This is a genomic window from Streptomyces sp. NPDC000941 (assembly GCF_053599555.1).
This window is the reverse complement of the sequence record NZ_JBSFMM010000029.1, coordinates 41,541-64,691: the sequence shown is the minus strand read 5'-3', so window position 1 is coordinate 64,691 and position 23,151 is coordinate 41,541. Positions and strand designations below refer to the sequence as shown.

Sequence of the window (23,151 nt, the reverse complement as noted above, 5' to 3'; positions counted from 1 at the left end):
CTCAAGATCGAGTGGCCCTGGGAGAACGACAGCCTCGTCGACCAGCGCAGCGCCACCCGCCCCGCCACCTTCGTCAACCCCGTCGGCTGACCAGCTCGAGAGCCGTGCCACGAAAGTCCTCTACCTCGGTGCGTCACACCAGGGCAGCGGACTTCGGCGCGCTTCACGACCCGCGCCCTTAAGAGGGCAGCAGTTGCCATCCGCGACGCCGCAGACCGGGAAAGCCCCATGGCGACAAGGGTTACGACGACGACCACCTGCGCCGCATCCTCGCGGGCGGCGGGCTGGACGGCTGGTTACGTGGCCGCGGCATTGCCCACCGCATCGCCAGCAAGGGCATCGAACCCTCCGGCATCGAACCCTCCGGCATCGAACCCTCGCGCCGACTGGGCCGCCACCACTGGGTCAGCCACCCTCTGCCTGCCTCACCAGGTCCAGCAGGAAGAGGACGCTCGACGCGGCGACATCGTCGGGGTCGAGGCGCAAGACCTCCTCCACGCTGGGCCGAAGTTCCTGCCACTTGAGGTACTGGACGACTGCCATTGCCGCTGAACGGACCCTTGGACGTGGGTCTCGAACGGCACCCTCGATCATCTCGACGACTCGTGTGTCCGGATCCCGAGGGCCGGTCACGGCGAGCCGCCGTAGCTCCTGCTTCGCCTGCGCCTCGCCAAGCGCATGCAGGTGCTTGAGCGCGGACAGAACGTCGGCACAGGTCCCACACTCCCAAGCCGCGCGGATCACAGCCTCCGTCGTATCAATCGAGTCACCCTGAAGTTCGACATGGCTCACTGCGATGATCGTGTCCAGGGTCAGCCGCACGACCGTGTGATCGAGGGTCTGCCACTCACGCAGGGCACGGTCGCCATCCTCGTACGCCTCCGGCAGCGGCATCGGCCGCCATCCTTGGCCAACGGCGAACATGGCGAAGGGGTGGTTGGCCGCGACGTGACACCATCCCCCGTCCGCGTCCCATTCGACCTCGCCGTCTTCGTCGAGCGGAGCCACAAAGGCCAGGCGTCGGGTCGGCATGGCGGGACACTACAGGTGCGGCCGCCTCAAGCCGCGATGTCGAACGCGTCGCGGTGCGGGGTGAGTTCGAACCACAGGAGCTTTCCGCTGATGCCGAAGAGGTCGTCGGCGAGTGGGTAGCCGCCCCAGTTGTCCGCGCAGAGCCTGACGATGAGCAGGCCACGGCCGTGGGTGTCGTCGACCTTGGCGGCGGCTTCGGTGAGGGCGGTGAAGCGGTCGAGCCGACCGGGCGGGGTGTCGAAGGGCGCCGGGATGAGCGGGTTGGTGTCCCAGATGCTGACCCGGAGGCGGTTCTCGCAGAGATGGCGCAGGCGGAGTTGGGCGGGGCCGTCGGAGTGGCAGAGTGCGTTGCTCACCATCTCGCTGGTGAGCAGTTCGGCGGTCTCGGTCAGCTCGGCCATGCCGTGGCCGGACAGGACCGCCCGGAGCGTGACCCGTGCGATCCGGGCGGCCCTCGGGTCGTTGGGGAGACGGAGGGTGTACGTCCAGGGCTGGTCGGCGTCGTCTGATGGCCCGGGGTCGGAGTCGTGCGGCGATACGGTGGCCATGCGTGTCTCTCCCTCGGTCGGGTGGAGTTGAGTGGCTTGGCTCACACGGTAGAGCAGCGAGTGGTAGACCTGCTACGAAATCGGCAGCAGCGCTGCCAAATGACTTCGTGTGGGTGACAAGGGAGAGCCGATGCCGCCGAGTAGTACCCCGACGTTGATGCAACGCCGCCTTGGCACGGAGCTGCGGAAGCTTCGTGAACGAGCGGGCTTGTCCTCAACCGCTGCCGCCGCGCGGCACGGGATCATTCAGGCTCGTCTGAGCAGCATCGAGGCCGGTCGGTATCCGGTGAGCGCGGATCGTGTGCGGCTCTTTGCGCGCAACTACAGCTGCGCGGAGGACGGCCTGGTGGACGCGATGGCTGAGATGACAGGCGGGCGCACACGAGGCTGGTGGGACGACTACCGGGAGCATCTACCAGCCAGCTTCGCCGATCTCGCGGAGCTGGAGCACCACGCCCAGGAGATCCGTGTCGCGCTGGTCATGCACATCCCGGCGCTACTGCAGACCGTCGATCACGCGCGTGCGCTGATGCGAGAGGTGGTGCCACCACTGCGGGCATACGAGGTGGAGCACCGGCTGTCCCACCGGATGAAGAGGCAGGCGATCCTCTACGGTGACCGCCCGGTCCCGTACTCCGCAGTCATCCATGAGGCCGCGCTGCGCATGGAGTTCGGCGGTCTGGACACCGTCCGGGCACAGCTCCAGCACCTCGTCGAGATGAGCGAGATGGACAACGTCACGGTCCGGGTCATCCCGTTCAGCGGCGGCAGGACCTTCCCTGGGACGGGTCAGGCATTCGATTATGTTCGCGGCGCCGTACCGCAGCTCGACACGGTGCAGCTCGACGCCGCTCATGGATGCCAGTTCATCGACGCCGAGGCCGAGGTGGCCAAGTATCGGGCCGTGTCACAGCGTATGGAGGCGACTGCCCTTGAGCCGGCTGAATCCCGGGACTTCATCCACGGCATCATGCGCAGCATGTGAAAGGTGAGAAGCGTGTCAACGTACCTGTGGCGTAAGTCTTCGTTCAGCGGCGACGCGTCCAACTGCGTGAACGTCGCCGCCGCCGACGGAGCCATAGCAATACGCGAGAGCGACGAGCCCGAGGCCATCCTGACCACAACCCCCGCCGCTCTCCGCGCCTTCATACGCGGCACCAAGGCCGGCCGCCTGGACCACCTCGCGGCCACCCGGCGCCCGTAACGCTCAGTGCAGACTGCTCACTTCACGATCTTGATACGGTCCGCCGCCGGCGGAGCCAGGGGCGAGGAGGCCGAGGAGTGGGCGCCCAGGTAAGCCGTGAGGCCGTCTAGGTCGGACTGGCCGACCAGCTTGTTCTTGCCGTCCTTGAAGGCGGGGAAGCCGTCTCCGCCGCCCGCGAGGAATTCGTTCATCGCGACGCGGTAGGTCTTGGCCGGGTCGATGGCCTCGCCGTTCAGCTTCACCGAGTCGGCGACGACGCGGTCGGCGCCGGTCTTGGTGAGGTCGAGGGTGTAGGTGAGGCCCTTGGAGACCTGGAGGATCTTGGGGGATGCCTCGTTCGAGCCGCTGACCTGCTGCTTCAGGGCGGTGATGAGTTGGGCGCCGGTGAGGTCGATGACGTTCAGCATGTTGGTGAAAGGCTGCACGGTGAAGGCCTCGCCGTACGTCACGACACCGTCGCCCTCGCTGCCGGACGCCGCGTAGGCGAGGTCGGAGCGGATGCCGCCGGGGTTCATGAGGGCGAGTTGGGCGCCGCCCTTGTCGGCGGGGGAGAGCGCTTCGAGCTGGGCGTCGGCGATGACGTCGCCGAGGGGTGACTCGTAACCCGTGGAGCCGCGGCCGGGGATCTCGGCGGAGACGTAGCCGATGGGCCGGTTGGCGACCGGCGCGGCCAGCTTGTTCCAGCGGCCGATGAGGGCGGTCATATCGGCGGCCTTGGGCTGCTGCCGGTCGACGACGTGGTTGGCCGACTTCACCTTCGTACGGACGACGTCGCCGGTGCGGCGGTCGTAGGTGAGGGTGGTGTCGGTGTAGAGGCGGCCGAAGGAGGCGGCGGAGGTCACGGTGCGCGGGGTGCCGGAGGGGTCCGGGATGGTGCACGCGTAGGCCTGGTGGGTGTGGCCGGTGACCAGGGCGTCGACCTGCGGGGTGACCTTCTTGGCGATGTCGACGATCGGGCCGGAGATGCCGGCGCCCGGGCCGGAGCTGTCGCAGTCGTAGTTGTACGAGGAGGAGGCGGGCAGCCCGCCCTCGTGGATGAGCGCGACGATCGACTTGACGCCCTTGCGGTTGAGTTCCTTGGCGTACTTGTTGATCGTCTCGACCTCGTCGTGGAACTTCAGGCCCTTGACGCCCTCGGCGGTGACGATGTCCGGGGTGCCTTCGAGCGTGACGCCGATGAAGCCGATCTTGACGCCGTTGCGCTGCCAGACGGTGTAGGGCTTGAGGATCGGCTTGCCGGTCTTCTCGTCGGTGACGTTCGCGGCGAGGTAGGGGAAGTCGGCGCCGGGGAAGGTCTTGCCGTCCTCGTAACAGCCGTCCTTGGGGTGGCAGCCGCCGTTCTGGATGCGCTCCAGCTCGGCGCGGCCCTCGTCGAACTCGTGGTTGCCGACGGCCGTGACGTCCAGGTCGAGCTTGTTGAGCGCTTCGACGGTCGGCTCGTCGTGGAAGAGGCCGGACAGCAGCGGGCTCGCGCCGATCATGTCGCCGCCGGCGGCGGTGATGGAGTACGGGTGGCCCTTGCGGGCGGTGCGCAGCGCGTTGGCGAGGTATTCGGCGCCGCCCGCCGGGACGGCCTTGGTGGTGCCGTCCGGCTGGGTCTCGGTGACGGTGCCGGAGGAGCCCTGCGGGGGCTCCAGGTTGCCGTGGAGGTCGTTGAACGACAGCAGCTGCACATCGACGGTGCGGGCCGGGCGCGGCTTGGCGGAGTCGGTGGAGTCGGCGTTCGCGCCTGCCGGGCCCGCGGCGGACAGGACTCCGGCCGCCGCGGCCAGCACGGCCGCGGCGGCGGTCAACCGGCGGGCCACGCGGTGCCGCCCAGATGTCGCTGACATGTGGTTCCCCTCTGTGAACCGTTCTGTGAACCGTGGTGGTTGTGCGCGGCAGCTTACGGTCAACGCGCGTAGCGGGGCAGGGGGATCGAGGTTACGAGCTCATTGCGCGCGGGCGACCGGAGGAGAGGGGGCGGCCGGTGCGGCGACCGGTGGAGACGCGTCGCTCAGGCGTCACCCGTTCGGCGGTATGGCAGGGGCATGAGGCGGGGGACGGTTCGGCGTGGGAGCCGGGGATCCGTCGGGCGAGTGACCCACGGATCAGGGGATGCGCGGCCGGCTGCCCGGCCAGGGCCTGGCCGTAGGCTCGGGAGCATGAATGACGTGCTGAACGAGGCGGCCGGCGCCCGCCGGATCGATGTCCTCGACGAGGTGACGCCCACCATGGCGGAGGACGTGCTGCGGCTCGTGGCGGAGGCCGCGCGCACCGATGGTCAGCAGGCCGTGTCCGAGCAGGGGCGGCTGCAGCTGCGCGGGCGGCGGGAAGGGGTGCGCCATCTGCTGCTGAGCGAGGAGCCGAGCGGGAAGCTCGTGGGGTACGCGCAGTTGGAGGACACCGACCCGGTGGAGGCCCCGGCCGCTGAGCTGGTCGTGCATCCGGCGCACCGGGGGCAGGGGCACGGGCGGGCGCTGGGCGTGATGCTGTTGCGCGAATCCGGGAAGCGGCTGCGGGTGTGGGCGCACGGCGGGCACTCCTCGGCGCGCCATCTCGCGCAGGTGCTGGGGCTGACGCTGTTCCGGGAGCTGCGGCAGATGCGCCGGCCGCTGGGGCCGCCGGCGACGTTGGACATCCCCGAGCCGGTGCTGCCGGAGGGCGTGACCGTACGGACCTTCCGGCCGGGCGAGGACGAGGCCGCCTGGCTGGCGGCGAACGCGGCGGCCTTCGCGCACCACCCCGAGCAGGGCTCGCTGACCCTGCGCGATCTGGAGGACCGGATGGGGGAGCCGTGGTTCGACCCCGAGGGCTTCTTCCTGGCCGAGCGGGGCGGGGAGATCGTCGGGTTCCACTGGACCAAGGTGCATGTGCAGGAGCGGCTGGGCGAGGTGTACGTGGTGGGGGTGCGGCCCGAGGCGCAGGGCGGCGGGCTCGGCCGGTCGCTGACCGCGATCGGGCTGCGGCACCTCGCGGGGCGGGGGCTGCCGACGGCGATGCTGTACGTCGACGCCGACAACTACCCCGCCGTCGCCGTTTACGGTCGGCAGGGCTTTACGACGTACGAGACCGATCTCATGTACCGCACGGAGACCTGAGCCCGGGCGGAGGGGCTGTGGCTGGGGGCCTGAGGCCCGCCTGTGGGACGGTGGGCGGCGGAACGGCGGCCGGGGCGGGGCTCCAGGTCGCCTGCGGGATGGATCGCGATTTCCTACGCGCCATGTCTCCGTTACCGGCGATTCAAACTCGGTTGCAAGCATCGCTGAATGCAGCCCGCCGTGCCGCCCACCTCGAACCGGAGGCTCCGTGCCGCGTCAGCACAGGTTTCCGGCAAGCCGTTCCCGCCTTCGGCGCGGAACAATGAGGACATGAACCACTCCAGCGGTCAGGCCCCCGCCCACGCGCAGCCCCACCCGCAGCAGCCTCAGCCTCAGCCCTCGGTCGGCTCCATCGCGGCCCACCGGCCGCATGCTGTCGCCGCGCAGCCTGTCCGGAATCTCGACCCCGACCTCGACGGCGACCTGGACTCGTACGAGGTCGACACCCTGGACGCGGAGGGGGAGGCGCTGCCCCAGGGGCGGTTCCTCGACCGTGAGCGCAGCTGGCTGGCGTTCAACGAGCGGGTGCTCGAGCTGGCCGAGGACCCGAACACGCCGCTGCTGGAGCGGGCGAACTTCCTCGCGATCTTCGCGAGCAACCTGGACGAGTTCTTCATGGTGCGGGTCGCCGGCCTCAAGCGGCGCATCGCGACCGGAGTCGCCACCCGCTCCGCCTCCGGGCTGCAGCCCCGTGAGGTGCTGGAGCTGATCTGGACCCGGTCGCGGGAGCTCATGGCCCGGCACGCGGCCTGCTTCCAGCAGGACGTCTCGCCCGCGCTGGCCGAAGAGGGCATCCATCTGATCCGCTGGCCGGATCTCACGGAGGACGAGCAGTCCCGCCTCTTCACGCTCTTCCGCCAGCAGATCTTCCCGGTCCTCACCCCCCTGGCGGTGGACCCGGCACACCCCTTCCCGTATATCTCCGGGCTCTCCCTCAACCTCGCGGTCGTGGTGCGCAACCCGGTGAGCGGCCATGACCACTTCGCGCGTGTGAAGGTCCCGCCGCTGCTCACCCGGTTCCTGGAGGCGTCGCCGCAGCGGTACGTACCGCTGGAGGACGTGATCGCGGCGCACCTGGAGGAGCTGTTCCCCGGCATGGAGGTGCTGGCGCACCATATGTTCCGGGTGACCCGCAACGAGGACCTGGAGGTCGAGGAGGACGACGCGGAGAACCTGCTCCAGGCCCTGGAGAAGGAGCTGCTGCGGCGCCGCTTCGGGCCGCCGGTGCGGCTGGAGGTCGAGGAGTCCATCGACCCGTACGTGCTCGACCTGCTGGTGCGCGAGCTGAAGGTCTCCGAGGCCGAGGTCTATCCGCTGCCGGGGCCGCTGGACCTCACCGGGCTCTTCGGCATAGCGGCGCTGGACCGGCCGGAGCTGAAGTACCCGAAGTTCGTGGCCGGGACGCACCGGGACCTCGCCGAGGTCGAGTCCGCCTCCGCACCGGACATCTTCGCCGCGATGCGCGAGCGGGACATACTGCTGCACCACCCGTACGACTCCTTCTCGACCTCCGTCCAGGCATTCCTGGAGCAGGCGGCGGCCGACCCCGACGTACTCGCGATCAAGCAGACGCTCTACCGGACCTCCGGCAAGTCGCCGATCGTCGACGCGCTGATCGACGCCGCCGAGGCCGGTAAGCAGGTGCTGGTCCTCGTCGAGATCAAGGCCCGCTTCGACGAACAGGCCAACATCAAGTGGGCGCGCAAGCTGGAGGAAGCCGGCTGCCACGTGGTCTACGGCCTGGTCGGCCTCAAGACCCACTGCAAGCTGTCGCTGGTGGTCCGCCAGGAGGGCGACACGCTGCGCCGCTACTGCCACGTCGGCACCGGCAACTACCACCCGAAGACGGCCCGGCTGTACGAGGACCTGGGGCTGCTGACCGCCGACCCGAAGGTCGGCACCGACCTGTCCGACCTGTTCAACCGGCTGAGCGGCTACTCCCGGCGGGAGAACTACCAGCGGCTGCTGGTCGCCCCCAGGTCGCTGCGCGACGGGCTGATCAGCCGGATCAACCGAGAGATCACCCACCACAAGGCGGGGCGGCCCGCCTATGTACGGATCAAGGTCAACTCGATGGTCGACGAGGCCATCGTCGACGCGCTGTACCGGGCCTCGCGGGCGGGTGTGCCGGTGGACGTCTGGGTGCGGGGCATCTGCGCGCTGCGGCCGGGGGTGCCGGGGCTCTCGGAGAACATCCGGGTCCGTTCGATCCTCGGCCGGTTCCTGGAGCATTCGCGGGTCTTCGCGTTCGGGAACGGGGGAGAGCCCGAGGTGTGGCTCGGCAGCGCCGACATGATGCACCGCAATCTCGACCGCCGGATCGAGGCCCTGGTGCGGGTCACCGACCCGGGCCACCGCGCCTCGCTCAGCCGTCTGCTGGAGTCCGGCATATCCGACTCCACCTCTTCCTGGCATCTGGGCCCGGACGGCGAGTGGACGCGGCACGCAACGGATGCGGACGGACAACCGTTGCGGAACATACAGGAAACGCTCATAGACGCCCGGAGGCGACGGCGTGGTACAGCGACATGATCTGTCGTCGCCGGTCGGGGTTACGGGGGCCGGCCGGCCGCACGGCGCTCCACCCGCCGCTGCCCTCGGCCCTGGGGGGTACGACACGATGACGGACGGTGTGATGGGGGCCGAAGCGGCGGCGGCCGGGCCGGCGCTCGCGACGGCCACGGCGGGCGATGTGCTGTCGTGGTACTTGAACACACAGGCCGGGGACTTTCTGCGGAGCCTGCGCCAGCAGCGCGAGAGCGGAGCGGACGCCGAGGAGGCGGCCGAGGCCGCCCGGCTGCTGCGCCGCTGCGCGCGGCGGATCAGCGGCACGCTGTGGGTCTACCGGCCGATCACCGACACCGCGTGGGCGGATCAGCTGCGCACCGAACTGGTGTGGCTGTCCGGCACGCTCGCGCTGGAGCACGCCTACGCGGCGCGCCTGACCCGGCTGCGCGGCGCCCTGCACCGGCTCTCGGGCGCGGGCGCCCCGGCGGATGCGGTGGTGGACGCGGCCACTGGCGCGGGCTCTGGTGCGGGATCCGGCTCCGGCGTGGGGTCTGGTGCGGGCGGGGACGTTCGGGGGGACGTCCGGGCGGATGCCCGTGTGGATGCGGCGGCGGACGTACGGAGGGAAGCGCGGGCGGACGTGCTGGGCGATGTGGCGGCGGAGGACGCCGCGGCGCAGCGCCCGTCCCGGGCCGCACGCCGCAGCGTCTCCCTGACGGCCGACGCCCCGCAGGACCCGCCAGCCTCGCGCGGGAGCGGTACCGCGAGCGGCGGACATGACACCCGGGACAGTGCCCACAACGCAGTGAACGACACCGCCGACGCCGACGCCGACGCGACAGCCGCCCCGGCCCCGGCCTCGGGGAGCGAGGCCGCGGCGGCCGGGCAGCGGGGCGACAGGGCGAAGCAGCAGCCGGGCGGCGGCGCCGGACCCCGGTCGGGCGGCGGCGCGGACGAGGCCCGGGGCGGGGCGCTGACGGTCGGGGCCGCGCGGGCCGGGGCCCTCCTGGAGCGGCAGCTCACCCTCGCGCGGACCCGCGCGCACACCGCGGCCCTTCAGGTGCTCGGGTCCTCCCGGTTCCACGCGGTCGCCGACGCGGTCGCGCTGCTGGCCTCCGAGGTCCCCCTCGACGAGGCCGCCACGGCCCGCCCCGCCGATCTGGCGCTGCCCCCGCTCGCGGAGCTGGCCCACCGACGGCTGGTCGAGTCGGTCGAGGCGCTGCCACTGGGCCGGGCCGGGCATCCGTACAACGCGGAGGCGCTGATCCACGGCCTCGCCGCGACCTCCGCGGCCGACGCCCCGCCCGCCAGCGAGCGGCAGGACGCGCCCTGGGACCAGGTGCGGCGGCTGCTGCGGCTGCGGCGTTACGCCCTGGAGGTGCTCGACGCGGGGCAGCGGCCGGACGGCACCGGGCCGGTGGAGGCCGACCCCGCCCTGTCCGTACGGCTGCTGGCCGCCGGGCAGGCCCTCGAACGGCACCGGGACGCGGCCGAGGCGGCGGCCGCCGCGGCCGCCGCGGCCCGGACCCCGCGGATCGCCCCCGCCACCGCCTATGCCCTCGGCGTGCTGCACGCCGACCAACGACACGAGGTCGAGGCCGCCCGCTTCGCCTTCGGGCGGATCTGGCAGCGGATCGCGGCCTCGGCGTCCTGACGGACTCCTGATGGATTCCTGACGGACCGGAGCAGAGGGGAGCCGGTGCATGGATGAGAAGTCGGTGATCCGCGCGGCGGGGTGCGTCCTGTGGCGGCGCTCCCCGCGCGGCGGCGGACCGGAGATCGCGCTCGTGCACAGACCGCGTTACGACGACTGGTCGCATCCGAAAGGCAAGCTCAAGCGGGGCGAGGAGCCGCTGCGGGGCGCGGTGCGCGAGGTGCTGGAGGAGACCGGGGTGGTCTGTGTGCCGGGGGCCGCGCTGCCCACCGTGCGCTATCTGGCCAAGGGCCGCCCCAAGGAGGTCCGTTACTGGGCGGCGGAACCGGCCGGGGCCGACGGGGGCCACGGAACCGACGAGGCGGGGACCGACGAGGACTTCGTGCCCAACGACGAGGTCGACCGGCTCGTATGGCTGCCGCCGGACGAGGCCCGTGCGTGGCTGACGCATGACCACGACCGGGCGCTCGTCGACGCGTTCCTGGACACCCTGCCCTCACGGGCGTGAAGGGGGCGGCGGCCCTCAGACCCCGGGTCGGCCCTCAGCCCCGGGTCGGCCCTCAGACCCCCGGGCCTGCGCTCAGACCCCGGGCCGTCGGCGACGCTGCGCCTTGTCGGCCAGGGCAGGCGGCGTGTAGTAGCTGTCGTCCCGGTTGAGGTCCGTACCCGGCGGGACGATCTCGTCGATGCGGTCGAGGACGTCCTCGCCCAGCTCCACGTCCACCCCCGCGAGCAGGTCCTCCAACTGCTCCATCGTGCGCGGGCCGATGATCACCGAGGTGACGGCGGGGTGCGACCGTACGAACGCGAGCGCCAGGTGGGGCAGCGAGAGCTTGGCGTCCGAGGCCAGCTCGGCCAGTCGGCCGACGGCCTCCAGCTTGCGCGCGTTCCCCGGCAGTGAGGGGTCGAACTTGTGCTGCTCCATGGCCGTACGGCCGCCGGTCAGATCGACGTCGGACGCCTTGGTGTAGCGGCCGGACAGCCAGCCCGCGGAGAGCGGGCCCCAGGTCAGCACGCCCATCCCGTACTTCTGGGCGGTCGGCAGCACCGCCGCCTCCACCGAGCGCGCCAGCATCGAGTACGGCGGCTGCTCGCTGCGGAAGCGGACGTGGCCGCGCCGTTCGGAGGTCCACTGGGCCTCCACGATCTGCTCCGCCGGGAAGGTGGACGAGCCCACGGCCCGCACCTTCCCCGCCCGGACGAGGTCGGACAGGACCGAAAGGGTCTCGTCGATATCGGTCGCCGGGTCGGGGCGGTGGATCTGGTACAGGTCGATGTAGTCGGTGCCGAGGCGGCGCAGGCTGTTCTCGATCCCGCGGGTGATCCAGCGCCGGGAGTTGCCACCGTGGTTGGCGTCCGGGCCCATGGAGTTGAAGACCTTGGTCGCCAGGACGACATCGTCACGGCGCCCCTTGAGCGCCTTGCCGACGATGTCTTCGGACTCGCCGCTGGAGTAGACGTCGGCGGTGTCGACGAAGTTGATGCCCGCGTCCAGGGCCCGGTGGATGATGCGTACGGAGTCGTCGTGGTCCCGGTTGGCCCAGGCTCCGAACATCATCGTGCCCAGGGCGTATTCGCTGACCGAGATGCCGGTGCCGCCGAGGATTCTGCGCTTCATGGGGTCCGCCTTGTGTGGATGTGGTCTGTGGTTACAGCCTCGGATCAGGGCGACCGCGGGACCAGGCCCGGTTCAACCTGGGTCCGGCAGAACCACCCGGACGGGCCCCTTCCGGGTACCCCCGCGGATAATGGAGCGATGGGCGATGCGGAGCCGGAGATCAAGGCGTTCCTGAGGGCGCGGCGCGCGGCGCTCGACCCCGCCGAGCTGGGGTTGCCCGACGGGCTCGTACGGCGCCGGGTGCGGGGGCTGCGCCGCGAGGAGGTCGCGCAGCTGGCGGGGATCAGCGTCGACTACTACACCCGTATCGAGCAGGGCCGCGCCCCCGCCGTCTCGGACTCGGTGGTGGACGCCCTCGCGCGGGCGCTGCGGCTGACGCCGTCCGAGCACACGTATCTGCGCAACATCACGCTGCCCCGGCACGGGCAGCCACTGGACCCCGGACCCCGGCCGGGCGTGCGGCCCGAGGTCCGGCTGCTGCTGGACGCCATGGACGAGGCCGTGCCCGCCTTCGTCTTCGGGCCGGGCGCGGACATCCTCGCCTGGAATCTGCTGGGCGGCCGGGTCTGCTTCGACCTCTGCGCGATCCCGGAGCGGGGGCGCAACTCCGCCCTGCTGGTCTTCCTCCACCCGGACGCCAGGGCGCTGCACCCGGACTGGGACAAGGTCGCCGACGAGACGGTGGCGAGCCTGCGGGCGGAGACCGGACGCCACCCCGGCCACCCCCGTGTGTGCCAGGTCGTCGAGGAACTGCTGGAGCGGAGTGAAGAGTTCCGGCGGCGGTGGGAGGCGCAGCTGGTACGCGAGCGCACCAGCGGTACGAAGTGGATCCGGCACCCGGTGGTGGGGGATCTGACGCTGGCGTACGAGGCCTTCGTACTGCCCTCGGACCCCGGTCAGGTGCTGTGCACGTACGCGGTGGAGAAGGGCTCCCCGACGGCCGAGGCGCTGCGGGCGCTGGCGCGGGCCACAGCAGTGGTCGCGTAGCCGGGAAGTGGTTGCGTAGCCGGGTAGCGGTTGCGTAGCCGGGTAGCGGTTGCGTAGCCGGGTCGCGCTTCGCATTACGCGCCGCCCTCCCGGGTACGGGTGAACACCCGCTCCCGGGCCGCCTCAAGACCCGTCGCCACCGCGCCGAGCAGCACCGCGTCCTCGCCGAGCGCGCTCGCCGCCACCTTCGGCCGCAGCGGCCCGATCCGCTGCAGGGTCAGTTCCACCGTCCGCAGCAGCAGGTCCGCGCTGTGGCCGACGCCGCCGCCGAGCACCACCAGGTCCGGGTCGAGCACGGCCGCGACGGCCGCGACGACATGGGCCAGCCGCTCGGCCTCCTGCCGTACGGCCTCCAGCGCGGGCGCGACCCCGTCCCGCGCCGCGTCGAAGACTGCCTTGGCGGTCAGCGGTTCGGACCTGGTGCCGGACATGCCGAGCTCCCGGGCGGCCCGTACGACCGCCTCGGCCGCCACGGCGTCCTCAAGGCCCTGCCGCTCGGCGCCGCCCACCTGGGGCAGCAGCGGCAGGAAGCCGATCTCCCCGGCCGCCCCGTGCGCCCCGGTGAACAGCCGCCCGTCGGCCACCACGCCCATGCCGAGACCGGTGCCCACCAGGACGTATACGAAGAGCCTGCTGCCCCGCCCGGCGCCGAAGGTGTACTCGCCGAGCGCCGCCAGGTTCGCGTCGTTGTGCACCGACAGGGACGTGCCCAGGGGGGTGCCCAACTCCTCGCGCATCCGGTCCAGCAGGCCCGCGCGCCCCCATCCGGGCAGGTTGCCGGCGTAGCGCACCCGCCGCCGCTCGGGGTCGTACACCCCGGGCACGCCGACGACGGTGTGCGCGACCAGGGCCGGGTCCACCCCGGCGTCGGCGATGACCCGGCGCGCCGCGGCGACGGTGAGGTCCGCCATGGCGGCGGCGCTGCGGCCGCGGTTGCGCACCTCCGCGCGGGCGACGACGGTGCCGTCCAGGTCGGCGGCGGCCACGCGCAGCCAGGCGCGCCCGATGTCCAGGCCGAGGACATAGCCGGCGGTCGGGTCCGGTTCGTACAGCACGGCGACCCTGCCCCGCTCGGGCGGCGCCTGCCGGCCCGCCTCGCGTACAAGGCCGGCCTCTTCGAGGGCGGCCAGGGCGCTGGAGACGGTGGGTTTGGACAGGCCTGTCTCGCGGGCTAGTTGGGCCCGGGAGGCGGGGCCCTCGGCGGCGCGCAGCCGGGCCAGCAGCAGGCGTTCGTTGTTGCTGCGCAGCCGCTGCCGGTTCCAGGGTTCCGAGTCTTGACTCATCAAGTAAGGCTCCTTAACTTAATCACACTCGCACGGCGAGCCAGGGAGGTCCAGATGGCCGGAGGACCGGCGCTCAGCAAGACCCCGCCGGGCGGGGGAAGCGGCGCGGACGGTGGGGACGGCGCAGGCGGCGGAGGGAACGGCCCGGGCGGGGGGAACGGCGGCGGGGGCGGCGGGGGCGGATTCGTCCGCCGGATCGGGCTGTTCCAGGCCACCGCCATCAACATGAGCCAGATGTGCGGCATCGGGCCGTTCGTGACCATCCCCCTCATGGTCGCGGCCTTCGGCGGGCCCCAGGCCGTCATCGGCTTTCTCGCGGGCGCGGTGCTGGCGCTGGCGGACGGGCTGATCTGGGCCGAACTCGGCGCCTCGCTGCCCGGGGCCGGGGGCAGTTACGTCTATCTGCGCCAGGCCTTCCAGTACCGCAGCGGCAAGCTGATGCCCTTTCTGTTCGTCTGGACGGCGATGCTGTTCATCCCGCTGATCATGTCCACGGGCGTGGTCGGGCTTGTGCAGTACCTCGGGTATCTGTGGCACGGCATGACGCAGACGCAGGGCGACCTCGTCGGGCTCGGCGTCATCGCCCTGGTCGTGCTGCTGCTGTGGCGGGGCGTGGAGCACATCGCCAAGCTCAGCGCCGTGATGTGGGGCGTGATGATCACCTCCGTGGTGCTGGTGATCGCGGCGGCGCTCAGCGACTTCGACCCTGACAAGGCGTTCACCTACCCCGCGCACGCCTTCGACCTGGGGTCCGGCCACTTCTGGACCGGCTTCGCGGCGGGGCTGACCATCGGCATCTACGACTACCTCGGCTACAACACCGCCGCGTACATGGGCGCCGAGATCAAGGACCCCGGCCGCACCCTGCCCCGCGCGACCGTCGTCTCGATCCTCGGCATCATGGGCATCTACCTGCTGCTCCAGATCGGCACCCTCGGCGTCATCGACTGGCATCAGATGCTCGACTCCGAATCGGTGGCGTCGCAATCCGTCGCGTCCGCGGTCATGGAGGAGACCTGGGGGAAGGGGGCGGCCGATGTCGTCACGGTCCTCATCCTGGTCACAGCCTTCGCGTCCGTCTTCGCGGGGCTGCTCGGCGGCTCCCGCGTCCCCTACGACGCCGCCCGCGAACGCGTCTTCTTCCGCCCGTACGGCAAGCTCCACCCGCGCCACCGCTTCCCCGTGCTGGGCCTGGCCACGATGGGCGTGGTCACGGCCATCGGCTTCCTGATCGGCCGCCACACCGACCTGGCCACGCTGATCCAGCTGCTCACCACCGTGATGGTCATCGTGCAGGCGCTGGCGCAGGTCCTCGCCGTGACGGTGCTGCGCCGCCGGCAGCCGGCGCTGCGGCGCCCGTACCGGATGTGGCTGTATCCGGTGCCGAGCGTGGTCGCGCTGGTCGGGTGGCTGGTGATCTACGGATACGCGGACAAGAACTCGCCCGGGCGCCACCCCATCGAGTGGTCGCTCGCGTGGGTCGGGGCGGGGTGTGTGGCGTTCGTGCTCTGGTCGCGGTTCGAGAAGGTGTGGCCGTTCGGGCCGAAGGAGATCAGCGAGGAGTATCTGGGCGGGGGCGGGGGCGAGGTCACCGGCGCGGCGCCCGGGGCAGGCAGGGCAGACAGGTCGGACGGTACGGACGGGGTGGCCGGTACGGACGACGGTACGGACGGGGTCACGGGCGCGGCGCCAGCGCCTCCCAGCTGACGGTGACCTCGCCCTGACGCCAGCGCCGCGGGCCGTCCACGAGCGGCCAGCCCGCGGCGCGCAGCGCCTCGGCGCTGCGTATCCAGCGCTGGCGCGCGCCCAGCGCCGCGTACGGGGCGGCCGCCGCCCAGGCGCGGTCGAAGTCGCGCAGGAAGGTGTGCACCGGCTCGCCCGGCACATTGCGGTGGATGAGCGCCTTCGGCAGCCGTTCGGCCAGGTCGGAGGGGCGGTCCAGGGAGCCGAGCCGGGCCGCGAAGGTCACGGTGCGCGGGCCGTGCGCGGTGAGGGCGACCCATACGTGCCGCCGCCCGATCTCGTCGCAGGTCCCCTCCACCAGCAGCCCGCCAGGCGCCAGCCGCGCGCACAGCCGCCGCCACACGTCGGCGACCTCGTCCTCGTCGTACTGGCGCAGCACATTGGCCGCCCGGATCAGCGCGGGCCGCGTGCCGTCCGGCAGCGGCACCTCGAATCCGCCGTGCGCGAAGTCCAGCCCCTCCCGCCGGTACGGCCGCGCGGCGGCGACCCGGTCCGGGTCGATCTCGACGCCCACGACCCGGGCGTCCGGCCGTACCGTACGCAACCTGCCCAGCAGCTCCACGGCGGTCCACGGCGCGGCCCCGTAGCCCAGGTCCACGGCGATGGGCGCCTCGGCGCGGCGCAGCGCGGGGGCGTGGGCGGCGGCGATCCACCGGTCCATGCGGCGCAGCCGGTTGGGGTTGGTGGTCCCCCGGGTCGCCGACCCGATGGGCCGGCCCGGCGGCGAGGAGCGCTGCGGAGGGACACTGGCAGACATGCGCTGAGCGTAAGCGCCGAACGGCCCGCCCCCGGAACATCACGCTTTGGCAAAGAGGGAACACGCTTCGGTAAACCGGAAATGGGAACAACAGGTTCCGGTGTTGAGGGGTCGGAGGGGAAATCCGGAGTCCGCCTCCGCCCGAGTCCGCCCCCGGCAAGGAGGTATCGCGCGGTGAGCCAGCACATTCCCCGCCTCGGCGGCCTGAGAGGCCGTTCCCAGGGACACGGAGCGTTCGGCGGGCCGCACCATCCGCGCCTCAGGCGCGTCGGGCGCCGCCCGCGCCGGATCGCGATGCTCAGCGTGCACACCTCCCCGCTGCACCAGCCCGGCACCGGTGACGCGGGCGGCATGAACGTCTACATCGTGGAGCTCGCCAGGCGGCTGGCCGCCATCGACATCGAGGTGGAGATCTTCACCCGCGCCACCACCGGCGCCCTCCCGCCCACCGTCGAGCTCGCGCCCGGTGTGCTCGTACGGCATGTGGACGCCGGTCCGTACGAGGGGCTGGCCAAGGAAGACCTCCCGGCCCAGCTGTGCGCGTTCACCCACGGGGTCATGGGGGCCTGGGCGGGGCAGCGCCCCGGGTACTACGACCTCGTCCACTCCCACTACTGGCTCTCCGGCCACGTCGGCTGGCTGGCCGCCCAGCGCTGGGGGGTGCCGCTGGTCCATGCCATGCACACCATGGCCAAGGTCAAGAACGCCGCCCTCGCGGAGGGCGACACCGCCGAGCCCGCGGCCCGCGTCATCGGCGAGGAGCAGATCGTCGGGGCCGCCGACCGGCTCATAGCCAACACCGAGGAGGAGGCGGACGAACTGGTCCGCCACTACGGCGCGGACCCCGAGCTGGTCGCCGTCGTCCACCCCGGGGTGAACCTCGACCGCTTCCGGCCCGCCGACGGCCGCGCCGCCGCCCGCGCGCGCCTGGGGCTGCCGCCCGATGCGCTGATACCGCTGTTCGCGGGGCGTATCCAGCCGCTGAAGGCGCCCGACATCCTGCTGCGCGCGGTCGCCCATCTGCTGGACGAGGACCCGCGGCTGCGCGAGCGGATCGTCGTCCCGGTGGTCGGCGGGCCGAGCGGCAGCGGTCTTGCGAAGCCGGAGCGGCTGCACAAGCTCGCGGCCCGGCTCGGCGTCAGCGATGTGGTCCGCTTCCGGCCGCCGTGCACCCAGGACGAGCTCGCGGACTGGTACCGGGCGGCGTCCGTGCTGGTCATGCCCTCGTACAACGAGTCGTTCGGGCTGGTGGCGATCGAGGCCCAGGCCTGCGGCACACCGGTGATCGCCGCCGAGGTGGGCGGTCTGCCCGTGGCCGTACGGGACGGCCACAGCGGCATCCTGGTGCCCGGCCACAACCCGGCCGACTACGCCCGGGAGCTGCACCGCCTCTCCGCCGACCCCGGGCTGCTGAAACGTTTGGGCAGCGGGGCCGCCCACCACGCCGAGCGCTTCGGGTGGGACAAGGCCGCCGCGGCGACGGCGGACGTCTACGCGGAGGCGATGCGCGGGTACTGTCGCCTACGATCGGTTCATGGGTGACGCCGAGGCCAGGAATGAGACCGCTGCCAGAACAGCGACCGCCAGGGCCGTGATCGAGCAGACGCTGCGCGACGCCGAGCTGGAGTGGGAGAGCCCGTCCGGCGGCACGTACGTCGTCACGCTGCCCGGCATCCGCAAGCTGTCCACGACCTGTTCGCTGCGCCTGGGCCGGCACTCGCTGTCGGTCAACGCCTTCGTCGTCCGCCGCCCCGACGAGAACCACGAGGCCGTGCACCGCTGGCTGCTGGAGCGCAACACCCGCCTGTACGGGATGAGTTACGCGATCGACCAGCTCGGCGACATCTATCTGGTGGGCCGGCTGCCGCTGTCGGCGGTCACACCGGAGGAGCTGGACCGGGTGCTCGGCACGGTGCTGGAGAACGCCGACGGCAGCTTCAACACGCTGCTGGAGATGGGGTTCGCCAGCGCGATCCGCAAGGAGTACGCATGGCGTACGGCGCGTGGCGAGTCCACGCGGAACCTGGCGGCGTTCGCCCATCTGACCGGCGAGTCCTGAGCGCCTGGGCAACCCGCCCCCTCGCCCGCCCCCTCGCCCCGCCCTTGCGCGACCCCTTCCGCCCACCCCTGCCCCGTGGCATCCTCACGCCGTCGCACATCTGAACGCCGTTCACATGCATGGAAGGCGGGCTCATGGACAGCAGGGACAGGGAGATCGACCGGAGAAGACTGCTCGGCGGCGCGCTCGGCGCCGCGACGGCCATGACGGGCGCATCGCTGCTCGGCGCCACCTCGGCGGTGGCACAGCCGGCAGCCGGCCACAGCACAGTCGGCCACAGCACAGCCGCACCACCCACATCCACCCTGTGGCGGGAGTTCCGCGCCGCCCCGTACACCCACCCCCAGATCCCCTACGTCGGCCGGGCCGGCTACCGGGGCGGGAGCGCGGACTTCCCGCGCCACCCCGTCGTCGCCGACGTCCGCGCGTACGGCGCCGAACCGGACGGCTCGGCCGACGCCGCCCCCGCGATCAACCGCGCCATCGCGGACGCCGGCCGACGGGGTGGCGGCACGGTCCTGGTGCCGCCCGGTACGTACCGCGTGGACGACGTCATCCGCCTCGGCCACGACAACGTCGTCCTGCGCGGCGCCGGCAGCGGCCGTACCACCCTGCACGCCACCCGCCACCTCACCGAGCTGATCGGCCCGTACGGCAGCCGGTACGGCGGAAACAAGTCCTCCTGGTCCTGGTCGGGCGGCCTGATCTGGATCTGCCCGACCGACCGCTGGCGCACCCTCACCGACGCGATCAAGGCGCAGGACTGGCCCTTCGAGGGCTGGACCGGCAACAAGCGCGACGAGTGGCACACCCTCACCGCCTTCACCGGCTCCGCCCGGCGCGGCGACTGGACCGTCACCGTCGCGGACACCTCCCGGCTGCGCCGCGGCGACCGCGTACTGCTGCAGCTCAGCGACGACGCGGACCACACCCTGCTGCGTCATATGGCCGGGGACGTCGAGGGCGCCGCCGACTACGCCTGGGCCGACAAGACCAAGCTGACCTCGTACGTCCCGTACGAGTGGCCCTGCCGGATCACCGCAGTCGACGCCCGCCGCCGCCGGATCACCCTCGACCGCCCCCTCCCGCTCGACGCCCGGCCCGGCTGGCAGCCGCGGCTGACGACCCTGGTCAAGGGCGTCGTCGGCGCGGGCGTCGAGGGCATCACCCTCGACATCGTCGAGACGCCGCAGTCGCAGCATCTGCTCGACAAGGGCTACAACGGCGTGGCGCTGCAGTGCGCGTGGGACTGCTGGGTCGACGACGTGACGGTCAACAACCCCGACAACGGCTTCCTGCTGGTCGCGGCGAAGGCCTGCACGCTCAGCCGGATACGGGTCTCCGGCCGCGGCAGCCACCATCCGTTCTGCTGCCGCGAGGGCTCCCACGACAACCTCATCGAGGACTTCGTGCTCAGCGAGCGCACAGTCCCGGCGCCCGCGGGGACGCAGCTGCACGGGATCAACGTCGAGGGGCTGTCCAGCTACAACGTCTGGTCGCGCGGGCGCATGGAGATGGGCACCTTCGACACCCACCGCGGGATGCCCTTCGCCAACGTCCGCACCGACATCACCGTCGACAACGACGGGCGGCACGGCGGCGACGCGAGCGCGGGGCCGCTGTACGGTGCGCGGTTCACCCACTGGAACGTCACCGTCACCAACCAGCGCGCGGGCCTGATCAAGATCGACGAGATCGCCCCGTACAGTGCGACGGCCGGTATCAGCGAGGTGCGTGAGTTCGACCAGACCGACGTCCCGGACTTCGCCGGTCCGCTTCACTCGCGTATCGAGTCCTACGGCCACCCGGAGGCGCTGCGCCCCCGCAACCTGTACGAGGCGCAGCGCGACTTGGACTGCTGAGCCGCTGAACTTCCCCGAGATTCCCCGTGATTGACGGTGAAGAATCTCGTCCCCCGACGCCTCTTCCTTGTGCACCGGTCACCGACCGGGAAGCATCAAAGGAGACCACGATGGGGGCCGGGCATGGGTAACGGGGAGTTCGAGGGCAGCGCGGACTTCGAGGAGTTCGAGGATTTCTACGCCCGGACCTACCCCTGGCTCGCCGCCCGCGCGGTGATGCTCAGCGGCAATCGCCAGAACGCCGAGGACGCCGTCCAGGAGGCGTTCATCGAGGCGATGCGCCGCTGGCCGACCGTGCGGGCGTGCGCCTCGCCGGAGGGGTGGGTCGTGACCACCATGCGCCGCAAGCTGTCGCGCGACGGCCGGCGTTGGTGGTTCCGGTGGAAGCCGGTCGAGCTCACCGTACCGGCCGCCACCACAGCCACCGTCGAGGAGACCGCGGAGGCGCTGGCCGTGCTGCGCGCGCTCGGCATGCTGCCGCCGCGCCAGCGCCAGGTGGTCGTGATGCACTCCCTGGAGGGGATGAGCTACGCGGAGATCGGCGCCGAGCTCGGCATCAGCACCGGGAGCGTCGGCAGCAATCTGCACAGGGCCCGCGCCCGGCTCAGCCTGTTGCTCGACGCTTCGCCGGAGCTCGGCCGGCCGGGAGACTCCCTGGTCCCCGGCGTACGGACCGACCCGCTGTCCACGGCGCTGCGCGGCGCCGCCGAGTGGCTGCTGAACGGGGTGCGCGCCGCTCACGACCGGGGCGACCATGGCGCCCCCGACGACCGGGGGCGGACATGATCGCCGCCCCCGTCGCCACCGCCGTCGCCGCCGCCCGGGCCGTGCTGGCCCTGGTGCTGCTGGTCGTCTTCTACGCCCTGGTCGCGCTGCTGGTCCTGGTGTGGCTGGCCTTCCTGGTGCTGGGGCTGTGGGCCGCCGGGGCGCCGGAGAGCACGGCGCCGCCCACCAGCACGATCCTGGCCTGCGCCGCGTTCGCGCCGATCCTGGCGGGCATGGTGTGGGCGGTGGTGCGCACCGCGCGGCCCGCCGGGCCGACGGAGGGCACGGTGTGGGTGAGCCGCCGCAGGGCCCCCGCGTTATGGGCGGCCGTCGAGGAGCTGGCCGACGGCGTGGGCACCGCCCCGCCGGACGCCATCCGGCTGACCGCCGAGGTCAACGCCTCCGTCACCGAGGACGCCTCGTTCCTCGGCCTGGTGCCCGGCCGCCGCACCCTCTACCTCGGCCTGCCCCTGGCGGTGGGCCTGCCGCCCGCCGAACTGCGCGCGGTGCTCGCGCACGAACTGGGCCACTTCTCCCGCCGCCACAGCCGCTTCGGCGCCCTCGCCCACCGAGGCTCGGCGGGGCTGGCGGCCGCCTGCGAGGCGATCCGGAGCGCGGCGGCGGCCAACGACCTGGTGCGGATGTACGCGGGCGGGCCCCTGCTGCTGCTCCGCGGCTACACACGCGTCTTCCGCCGGCTCACCCGGCCGGTCCGGCGGCGCCAGGAGCTCGAGGCCGACCGCGAGGCGGCCGGGGTGGCCGGGGCGCGGACGGTCGGCGACGCCCTGCGGTCCGCGTCCGCGCTGGAACAGGCATGGCTGGAGTTCGTGGCGGGCTTCCTCACCCCCGTACGCCGGGCCGAGGGGCGCGTACCGGACGACCCGTTCCGCGCCTTCGCGCAGCTGGTGGGCGCCCCTGAGCTGCGGGAACCGTTCGCCGCGCTCCGGGCGCGGGCCACCGAGCGGCCCGCCGACCGCGACGACCCGCACCCCGACCTGGCCACCCGCCTCAGCCGCCTGGCCCGCCTCCCCGACCGGCCGGGCGAGGAGGGCATCGCCGAGCCCATCGAGGTGCCGTCGGGGTACGCGGTGGAACTGGCCCGCACGCTGTACCCGGGCCGGCACCCCGGCCCGGGGACCATGCCGACCATGCCGTGGCGGGACTGGCTCGGGCTGCTGGCCGAACACCGGGCGACGCGGCTGCTGGGGCCGCTGGCGGAGGCGGTCCGTACGGTCGAGAAGGCCGAGGAGATATCCGGGGAGCCGCCCCGGGGGCTGACGATCCAGCGGGTGCTGCGCCTGCTCGACAGCGGACGGCGGATGCCGCTCGCCCGCGCCCTGGGCAGCCGCGTACGGCCAGAGGAGAGAGCCGACGAGCCCGGACGAGATCCGCTGGGCCTGCTCGCGGAGGCCCTGTACGTGCTGATCGGGGCGCAGTTGGTCGCGCGGGGGAGCGCGCACTGGACGATGAACTGGACCGGCCCTGGCACCCTCGTACCGCCCGAGGGCATCGCGCCCGAGACGATCCGGGGCTGGGCGGACACCGCCGTACGCCTGCCCGGCGAGACCCAGCGGCTCGGCCTGTACGTGGCCGCGCTGGGGGTGAACGAGCAGGCGCCGCTGCCGGGGGAGAGGGCGCCGGACGGGGCGAAGGGGCCTGACAGGCGACCTCCCGAAATCTCCCAGCCCTCCAAGATCAACATCACACCCGGCATAGACACACCCGCACGGCGACGTATCTCCGGTATCCGGGTGCTGGCGCTCACCGTGCTGCTGGGGATGACGGCCGTGTCCTGGCTGCTGTGGGCCAACCGCGGGGAGCGGACGTACCCCGGGACGCCCGGGACGGGGTGGCGGTCGGTGACCCCGACCAGCACATACGACCCGGCCGCGGGCGGGTACTCGGACTGGCCGACCACGGCCCCGTCCTTGCCCCTGCCCACGGCCCCGATCTGGACGCCGGGGACGTTGCTGCGGCCGAGTTTCGACATCGAGTCCCTGGTGCCCAGGCACACGCCGTGAGCCGTCACGGCAGACTCAGCCCGCCGCAGC

The 23,151-nt window shown here is 72.3% G+C and carries 19 protein-coding genes; 13 read left to right on the top strand and 6 right to left on the bottom strand.

Annotated features, from left to right (window positions below; all coding sequences use genetic code 11):
- Positions 1-405: 405 nt before the first annotated feature.
- Both ACWDSL_RS12560 and ACWDSL_RS12555 read right to left on the bottom strand, forming a co-directional pair.
- Positions 406-1,032, bottom strand: coding sequence for a hypothetical protein (locus ACWDSL_RS12560; protein WP_450484496.1), 627 nt, complete (start codon positions 1,030-1,032; stop codon positions 406-408).
- A 26-nt stretch (positions 1,033-1,058) separates the two neighbouring features.
- A complete protein-coding gene (locus ACWDSL_RS12555) occupies positions 1,059-1,580 on the bottom strand; it encodes an ATP-binding protein (RefSeq protein WP_450484494.1) in 522 nt (173 codons plus the stop codon).
- A 130-nt stretch (positions 1,581-1,710) separates the two neighbouring features.
- Here ACWDSL_RS12555 and ACWDSL_RS12550 point away from each other — a divergent pair, with 130 nt between their 5' ends.
- On the top strand, positions 1,711-2,565 hold the full coding sequence (locus ACWDSL_RS12550; RefSeq protein ID WP_450484492.1) for a helix-turn-helix domain-containing protein: 855 nt from the start codon (positions 1,711-1,713) through the stop codon (positions 2,563-2,565).
- A 12-nt stretch (positions 2,566-2,577) separates the two neighbouring features.
- Positions 2,578-2,784 carry a DUF397 domain-containing protein gene (locus ACWDSL_RS12545; RefSeq protein ID WP_450484490.1) on the top strand — a complete coding sequence of 69 codons (207 nt, stop codon included), beginning with the start codon at positions 2,578-2,580 and terminating at the stop codon, positions 2,782-2,784.
- A 17-nt stretch (positions 2,785-2,801) separates the two neighbouring features.
- On the opposite strand, the gene ACWDSL_RS12540 is transcribed toward ACWDSL_RS12545, so the two are convergent.
- Positions 2,802-4,616, bottom strand: coding sequence for a bifunctional metallophosphatase/5'-nucleotidase (locus ACWDSL_RS12540; protein ID WP_450484488.1), 1,815 nt, complete (start codon positions 4,614-4,616; stop codon positions 2,802-2,804).
- Positions 4,617-4,928: 312 nt separating this feature from the next.
- On the opposite strand from ACWDSL_RS12540, the gene mshD reads away from it, so the two are divergent.
- From mshD to ACWDSL_RS12520, 4 genes are all read left to right on the top strand, one after another.
- Positions 4,929-5,864 carry a mycothiol synthase gene (gene mshD, locus ACWDSL_RS12535; protein WP_450484486.1) on the top strand — a complete coding sequence of 312 codons (936 nt, stop codon included), beginning with the start codon at positions 4,929-4,931 and terminating at the stop codon, positions 5,862-5,864.
- 270 nt (positions 5,865-6,134) lie between these two features.
- The gene (locus ACWDSL_RS12530; protein ID WP_450484484.1) at positions 6,135-8,396 is read left to right on the top strand and encodes an RNA degradosome polyphosphate kinase; all 2,262 of its coding nucleotides are present in this window, start codon (positions 6,135-6,137) and stop codon (positions 8,394-8,396) included.
- 88 nt (positions 8,397-8,484) lie between these two features.
- Complete coding sequence (locus ACWDSL_RS12525) at positions 8,485-10,026, top strand: CHAD domain-containing protein (protein ID WP_450484482.1); 1,542 nt, start codon at positions 8,485-8,487, stop codon at positions 10,024-10,026.
- A 49-nt stretch (positions 10,027-10,075) separates the two neighbouring features.
- Positions 10,076-10,534: an NUDIX hydrolase gene (locus ACWDSL_RS12520; RefSeq protein ID WP_450484480.1), complete on the top strand. Its 459-nt coding sequence runs from the start codon at positions 10,076-10,078 to the stop codon at positions 10,532-10,534.
- Positions 10,535-10,606: 72 nt separating this feature from the next.
- Here ACWDSL_RS12520 and ACWDSL_RS12515 read toward each other — a convergent pair whose 3' ends face one another.
- Positions 10,607-11,644 carry an aldo/keto reductase gene (locus tag ACWDSL_RS12515; RefSeq protein WP_450484478.1) on the bottom strand — a complete coding sequence of 346 codons (1,038 nt, stop codon included), beginning with the start codon at positions 11,642-11,644 and terminating at the stop codon, positions 10,607-10,609.
- Positions 11,645-11,782: 138 nt separating this feature from the next.
- Here ACWDSL_RS12515 and ACWDSL_RS12510 point away from each other — a divergent pair, with 138 nt between their 5' ends.
- Entirely contained in the window at positions 11,783-12,631 is an 849-nt protein-coding gene (locus ACWDSL_RS12510; RefSeq protein ID WP_450484476.1) for a helix-turn-helix transcriptional regulator, read from the top strand.
- 74 nt (positions 12,632-12,705) lie between these two features.
- Here the strand turns inward: ACWDSL_RS12510 and ACWDSL_RS12505 are convergent, their stop codons facing one another.
- Complete coding sequence (locus tag ACWDSL_RS12505; RefSeq protein ID WP_450484474.1) at positions 12,706-13,914, bottom strand: ROK family transcriptional regulator; 1,209 nt, start codon at positions 13,912-13,914, stop codon at positions 12,706-12,708.
- 54 nt (positions 13,915-13,968) lie between these two features.
- Between ACWDSL_RS12505 and ACWDSL_RS12500 the strand changes: the two genes are divergently transcribed.
- Complete coding sequence (locus ACWDSL_RS12500) at positions 13,969-15,621, top strand: APC family permease (protein ID WP_450484469.1); 1,653 nt, start codon at positions 13,969-13,971, stop codon at positions 15,619-15,621.
- Here ACWDSL_RS12500 and ACWDSL_RS12495 read toward each other — a convergent pair.
- The gene (locus tag ACWDSL_RS12495) at positions 15,590-16,414 is read right to left on the bottom strand and encodes a class I SAM-dependent methyltransferase (protein WP_450484465.1); all 825 of its coding nucleotides are present in this window, start codon (positions 16,412-16,414) and stop codon (positions 15,590-15,592) included. The genes ACWDSL_RS12500 and ACWDSL_RS12495 overlap by 32 nt on opposite strands.
- Before the next feature lie 174 nt (positions 16,415-16,588).
- Between ACWDSL_RS12495 and mshA the strand changes: the two genes are divergently transcribed.
- From mshA to ACWDSL_RS12470, 5 genes are all read left to right on the top strand, one after another.
- Positions 16,589-17,956 carry a D-inositol-3-phosphate glycosyltransferase gene (gene mshA, locus ACWDSL_RS12490; protein WP_450484463.1) on the top strand — a complete coding sequence of 456 codons (1,368 nt, stop codon included), beginning with the start codon at positions 16,589-16,591 and terminating at the stop codon, positions 17,954-17,956.
- A complete protein-coding gene (locus tag ACWDSL_RS12485) occupies positions 17,949-18,473 on the top strand; it encodes a YbjN domain-containing protein (protein WP_450484461.1) in 525 nt (174 codons plus the stop codon). Before mshA ends, ACWDSL_RS12485 begins: the two co-directional genes overlap by 8 nt.
- Positions 18,474-18,607: 134 nt before the next feature.
- The gene (locus tag ACWDSL_RS12480; RefSeq protein WP_450484459.1) at positions 18,608-20,335 is read left to right on the top strand and encodes a glycosyl hydrolase family 28-related protein; all 1,728 of its coding nucleotides are present in this window, start codon (positions 18,608-18,610) and stop codon (positions 20,333-20,335) included.
- A gap of 123 nt (positions 20,336-20,458) precedes the next feature.
- On the top strand, positions 20,459-21,121 hold the full coding sequence (locus ACWDSL_RS12475) for an RNA polymerase sigma factor (protein ID WP_450484457.1): 663 nt from the start codon (positions 20,459-20,461) through the stop codon (positions 21,119-21,121).
- The gene (locus tag ACWDSL_RS12470; protein WP_450484455.1) at positions 21,118-23,121 is read left to right on the top strand and encodes a M48 family metallopeptidase; all 2,004 of its coding nucleotides are present in this window, start codon (positions 21,118-21,120) and stop codon (positions 23,119-23,121) included. Before ACWDSL_RS12475 ends, ACWDSL_RS12470 begins: the two co-directional genes overlap by 4 nt.
- The last annotated feature ends 30 nt before the right edge of the window (positions 23,122-23,151 follow it).

Bases quoted from the DNA above. Each gene is read 5' to 3' on its own strand.
- ACWDSL_RS12560 (WP_450484496.1), bottom strand. From the start codon at position 1,032: ATGCCGACCCGACGCCTGGCCTTTGTGGCTCCGCTCGACGAAGACGGC.
- ACWDSL_RS12555 (WP_450484494.1), bottom strand. From the start codon at position 1,580: ATGGCCACCGTATCGCCGCACGACTCCGACCCCGGGCCATCAGACGAC.
- ACWDSL_RS12550 (WP_450484492.1), top strand. From the start codon at position 1,711: ATGCCGCCGAGTAGTACCCCGACGTTGATGCAACGCCGCCTTGGCACG.
- ACWDSL_RS12540 (WP_450484488.1), bottom strand. From the start codon at position 4,616: ATGTCAGCGACATCTGGGCGGCACCGCGTGGCCCGCCGGTTGACCGCC.
- mshD (WP_450484486.1), top strand. From the start codon at position 4,929: ATGAATGACGTGCTGAACGAGGCGGCCGGCGCCCGCCGGATCGATGTC.
- ACWDSL_RS12530 (WP_450484484.1), top strand. From the start codon at position 6,135: ATGAACCACTCCAGCGGTCAGGCCCCCGCCCACGCGCAGCCCCACCCG.
- ACWDSL_RS12525 (WP_450484482.1), top strand. From the start codon at position 8,485: ATGACGGACGGTGTGATGGGGGCCGAAGCGGCGGCGGCCGGGCCGGCG.
- ACWDSL_RS12520 (WP_450484480.1), top strand. From the start codon at position 10,076: ATGGATGAGAAGTCGGTGATCCGCGCGGCGGGGTGCGTCCTGTGGCGG.
- ACWDSL_RS12515 (WP_450484478.1), bottom strand. From the start codon at position 11,644: ATGAAGCGCAGAATCCTCGGCGGCACCGGCATCTCGGTCAGCGAATAC.
- ACWDSL_RS12510 (WP_450484476.1), top strand. From the start codon at position 11,783: ATGGGCGATGCGGAGCCGGAGATCAAGGCGTTCCTGAGGGCGCGGCGC.
- ACWDSL_RS12505 (WP_450484474.1), bottom strand. From the start codon at position 13,914: ATGAGTCAAGACTCGGAACCCTGGAACCGGCAGCGGCTGCGCAGCAAC.
- ACWDSL_RS12500 (WP_450484469.1), top strand. From the start codon at position 13,969: ATGGCCGGAGGACCGGCGCTCAGCAAGACCCCGCCGGGCGGGGGAAGC.
- ACWDSL_RS12495 (WP_450484465.1), bottom strand. From the start codon at position 16,414: ATGTCTGCCAGTGTCCCTCCGCAGCGCTCCTCGCCGCCGGGCCGGCCC.
- ACWDSL_RS12485 (WP_450484461.1), top strand. From the start codon at position 17,949: ATGGGTGACGCCGAGGCCAGGAATGAGACCGCTGCCAGAACAGCGACC.
- ACWDSL_RS12480 (WP_450484459.1), top strand. From the start codon at position 18,608: ATGGACAGCAGGGACAGGGAGATCGACCGGAGAAGACTGCTCGGCGGC.
- ACWDSL_RS12475 (WP_450484457.1), top strand. From the start codon at position 20,459: ATGGGTAACGGGGAGTTCGAGGGCAGCGCGGACTTCGAGGAGTTCGAG.
- ACWDSL_RS12470 (WP_450484455.1), top strand. From the start codon at position 21,118: ATGATCGCCGCCCCCGTCGCCACCGCCGTCGCCGCCGCCCGGGCCGTG.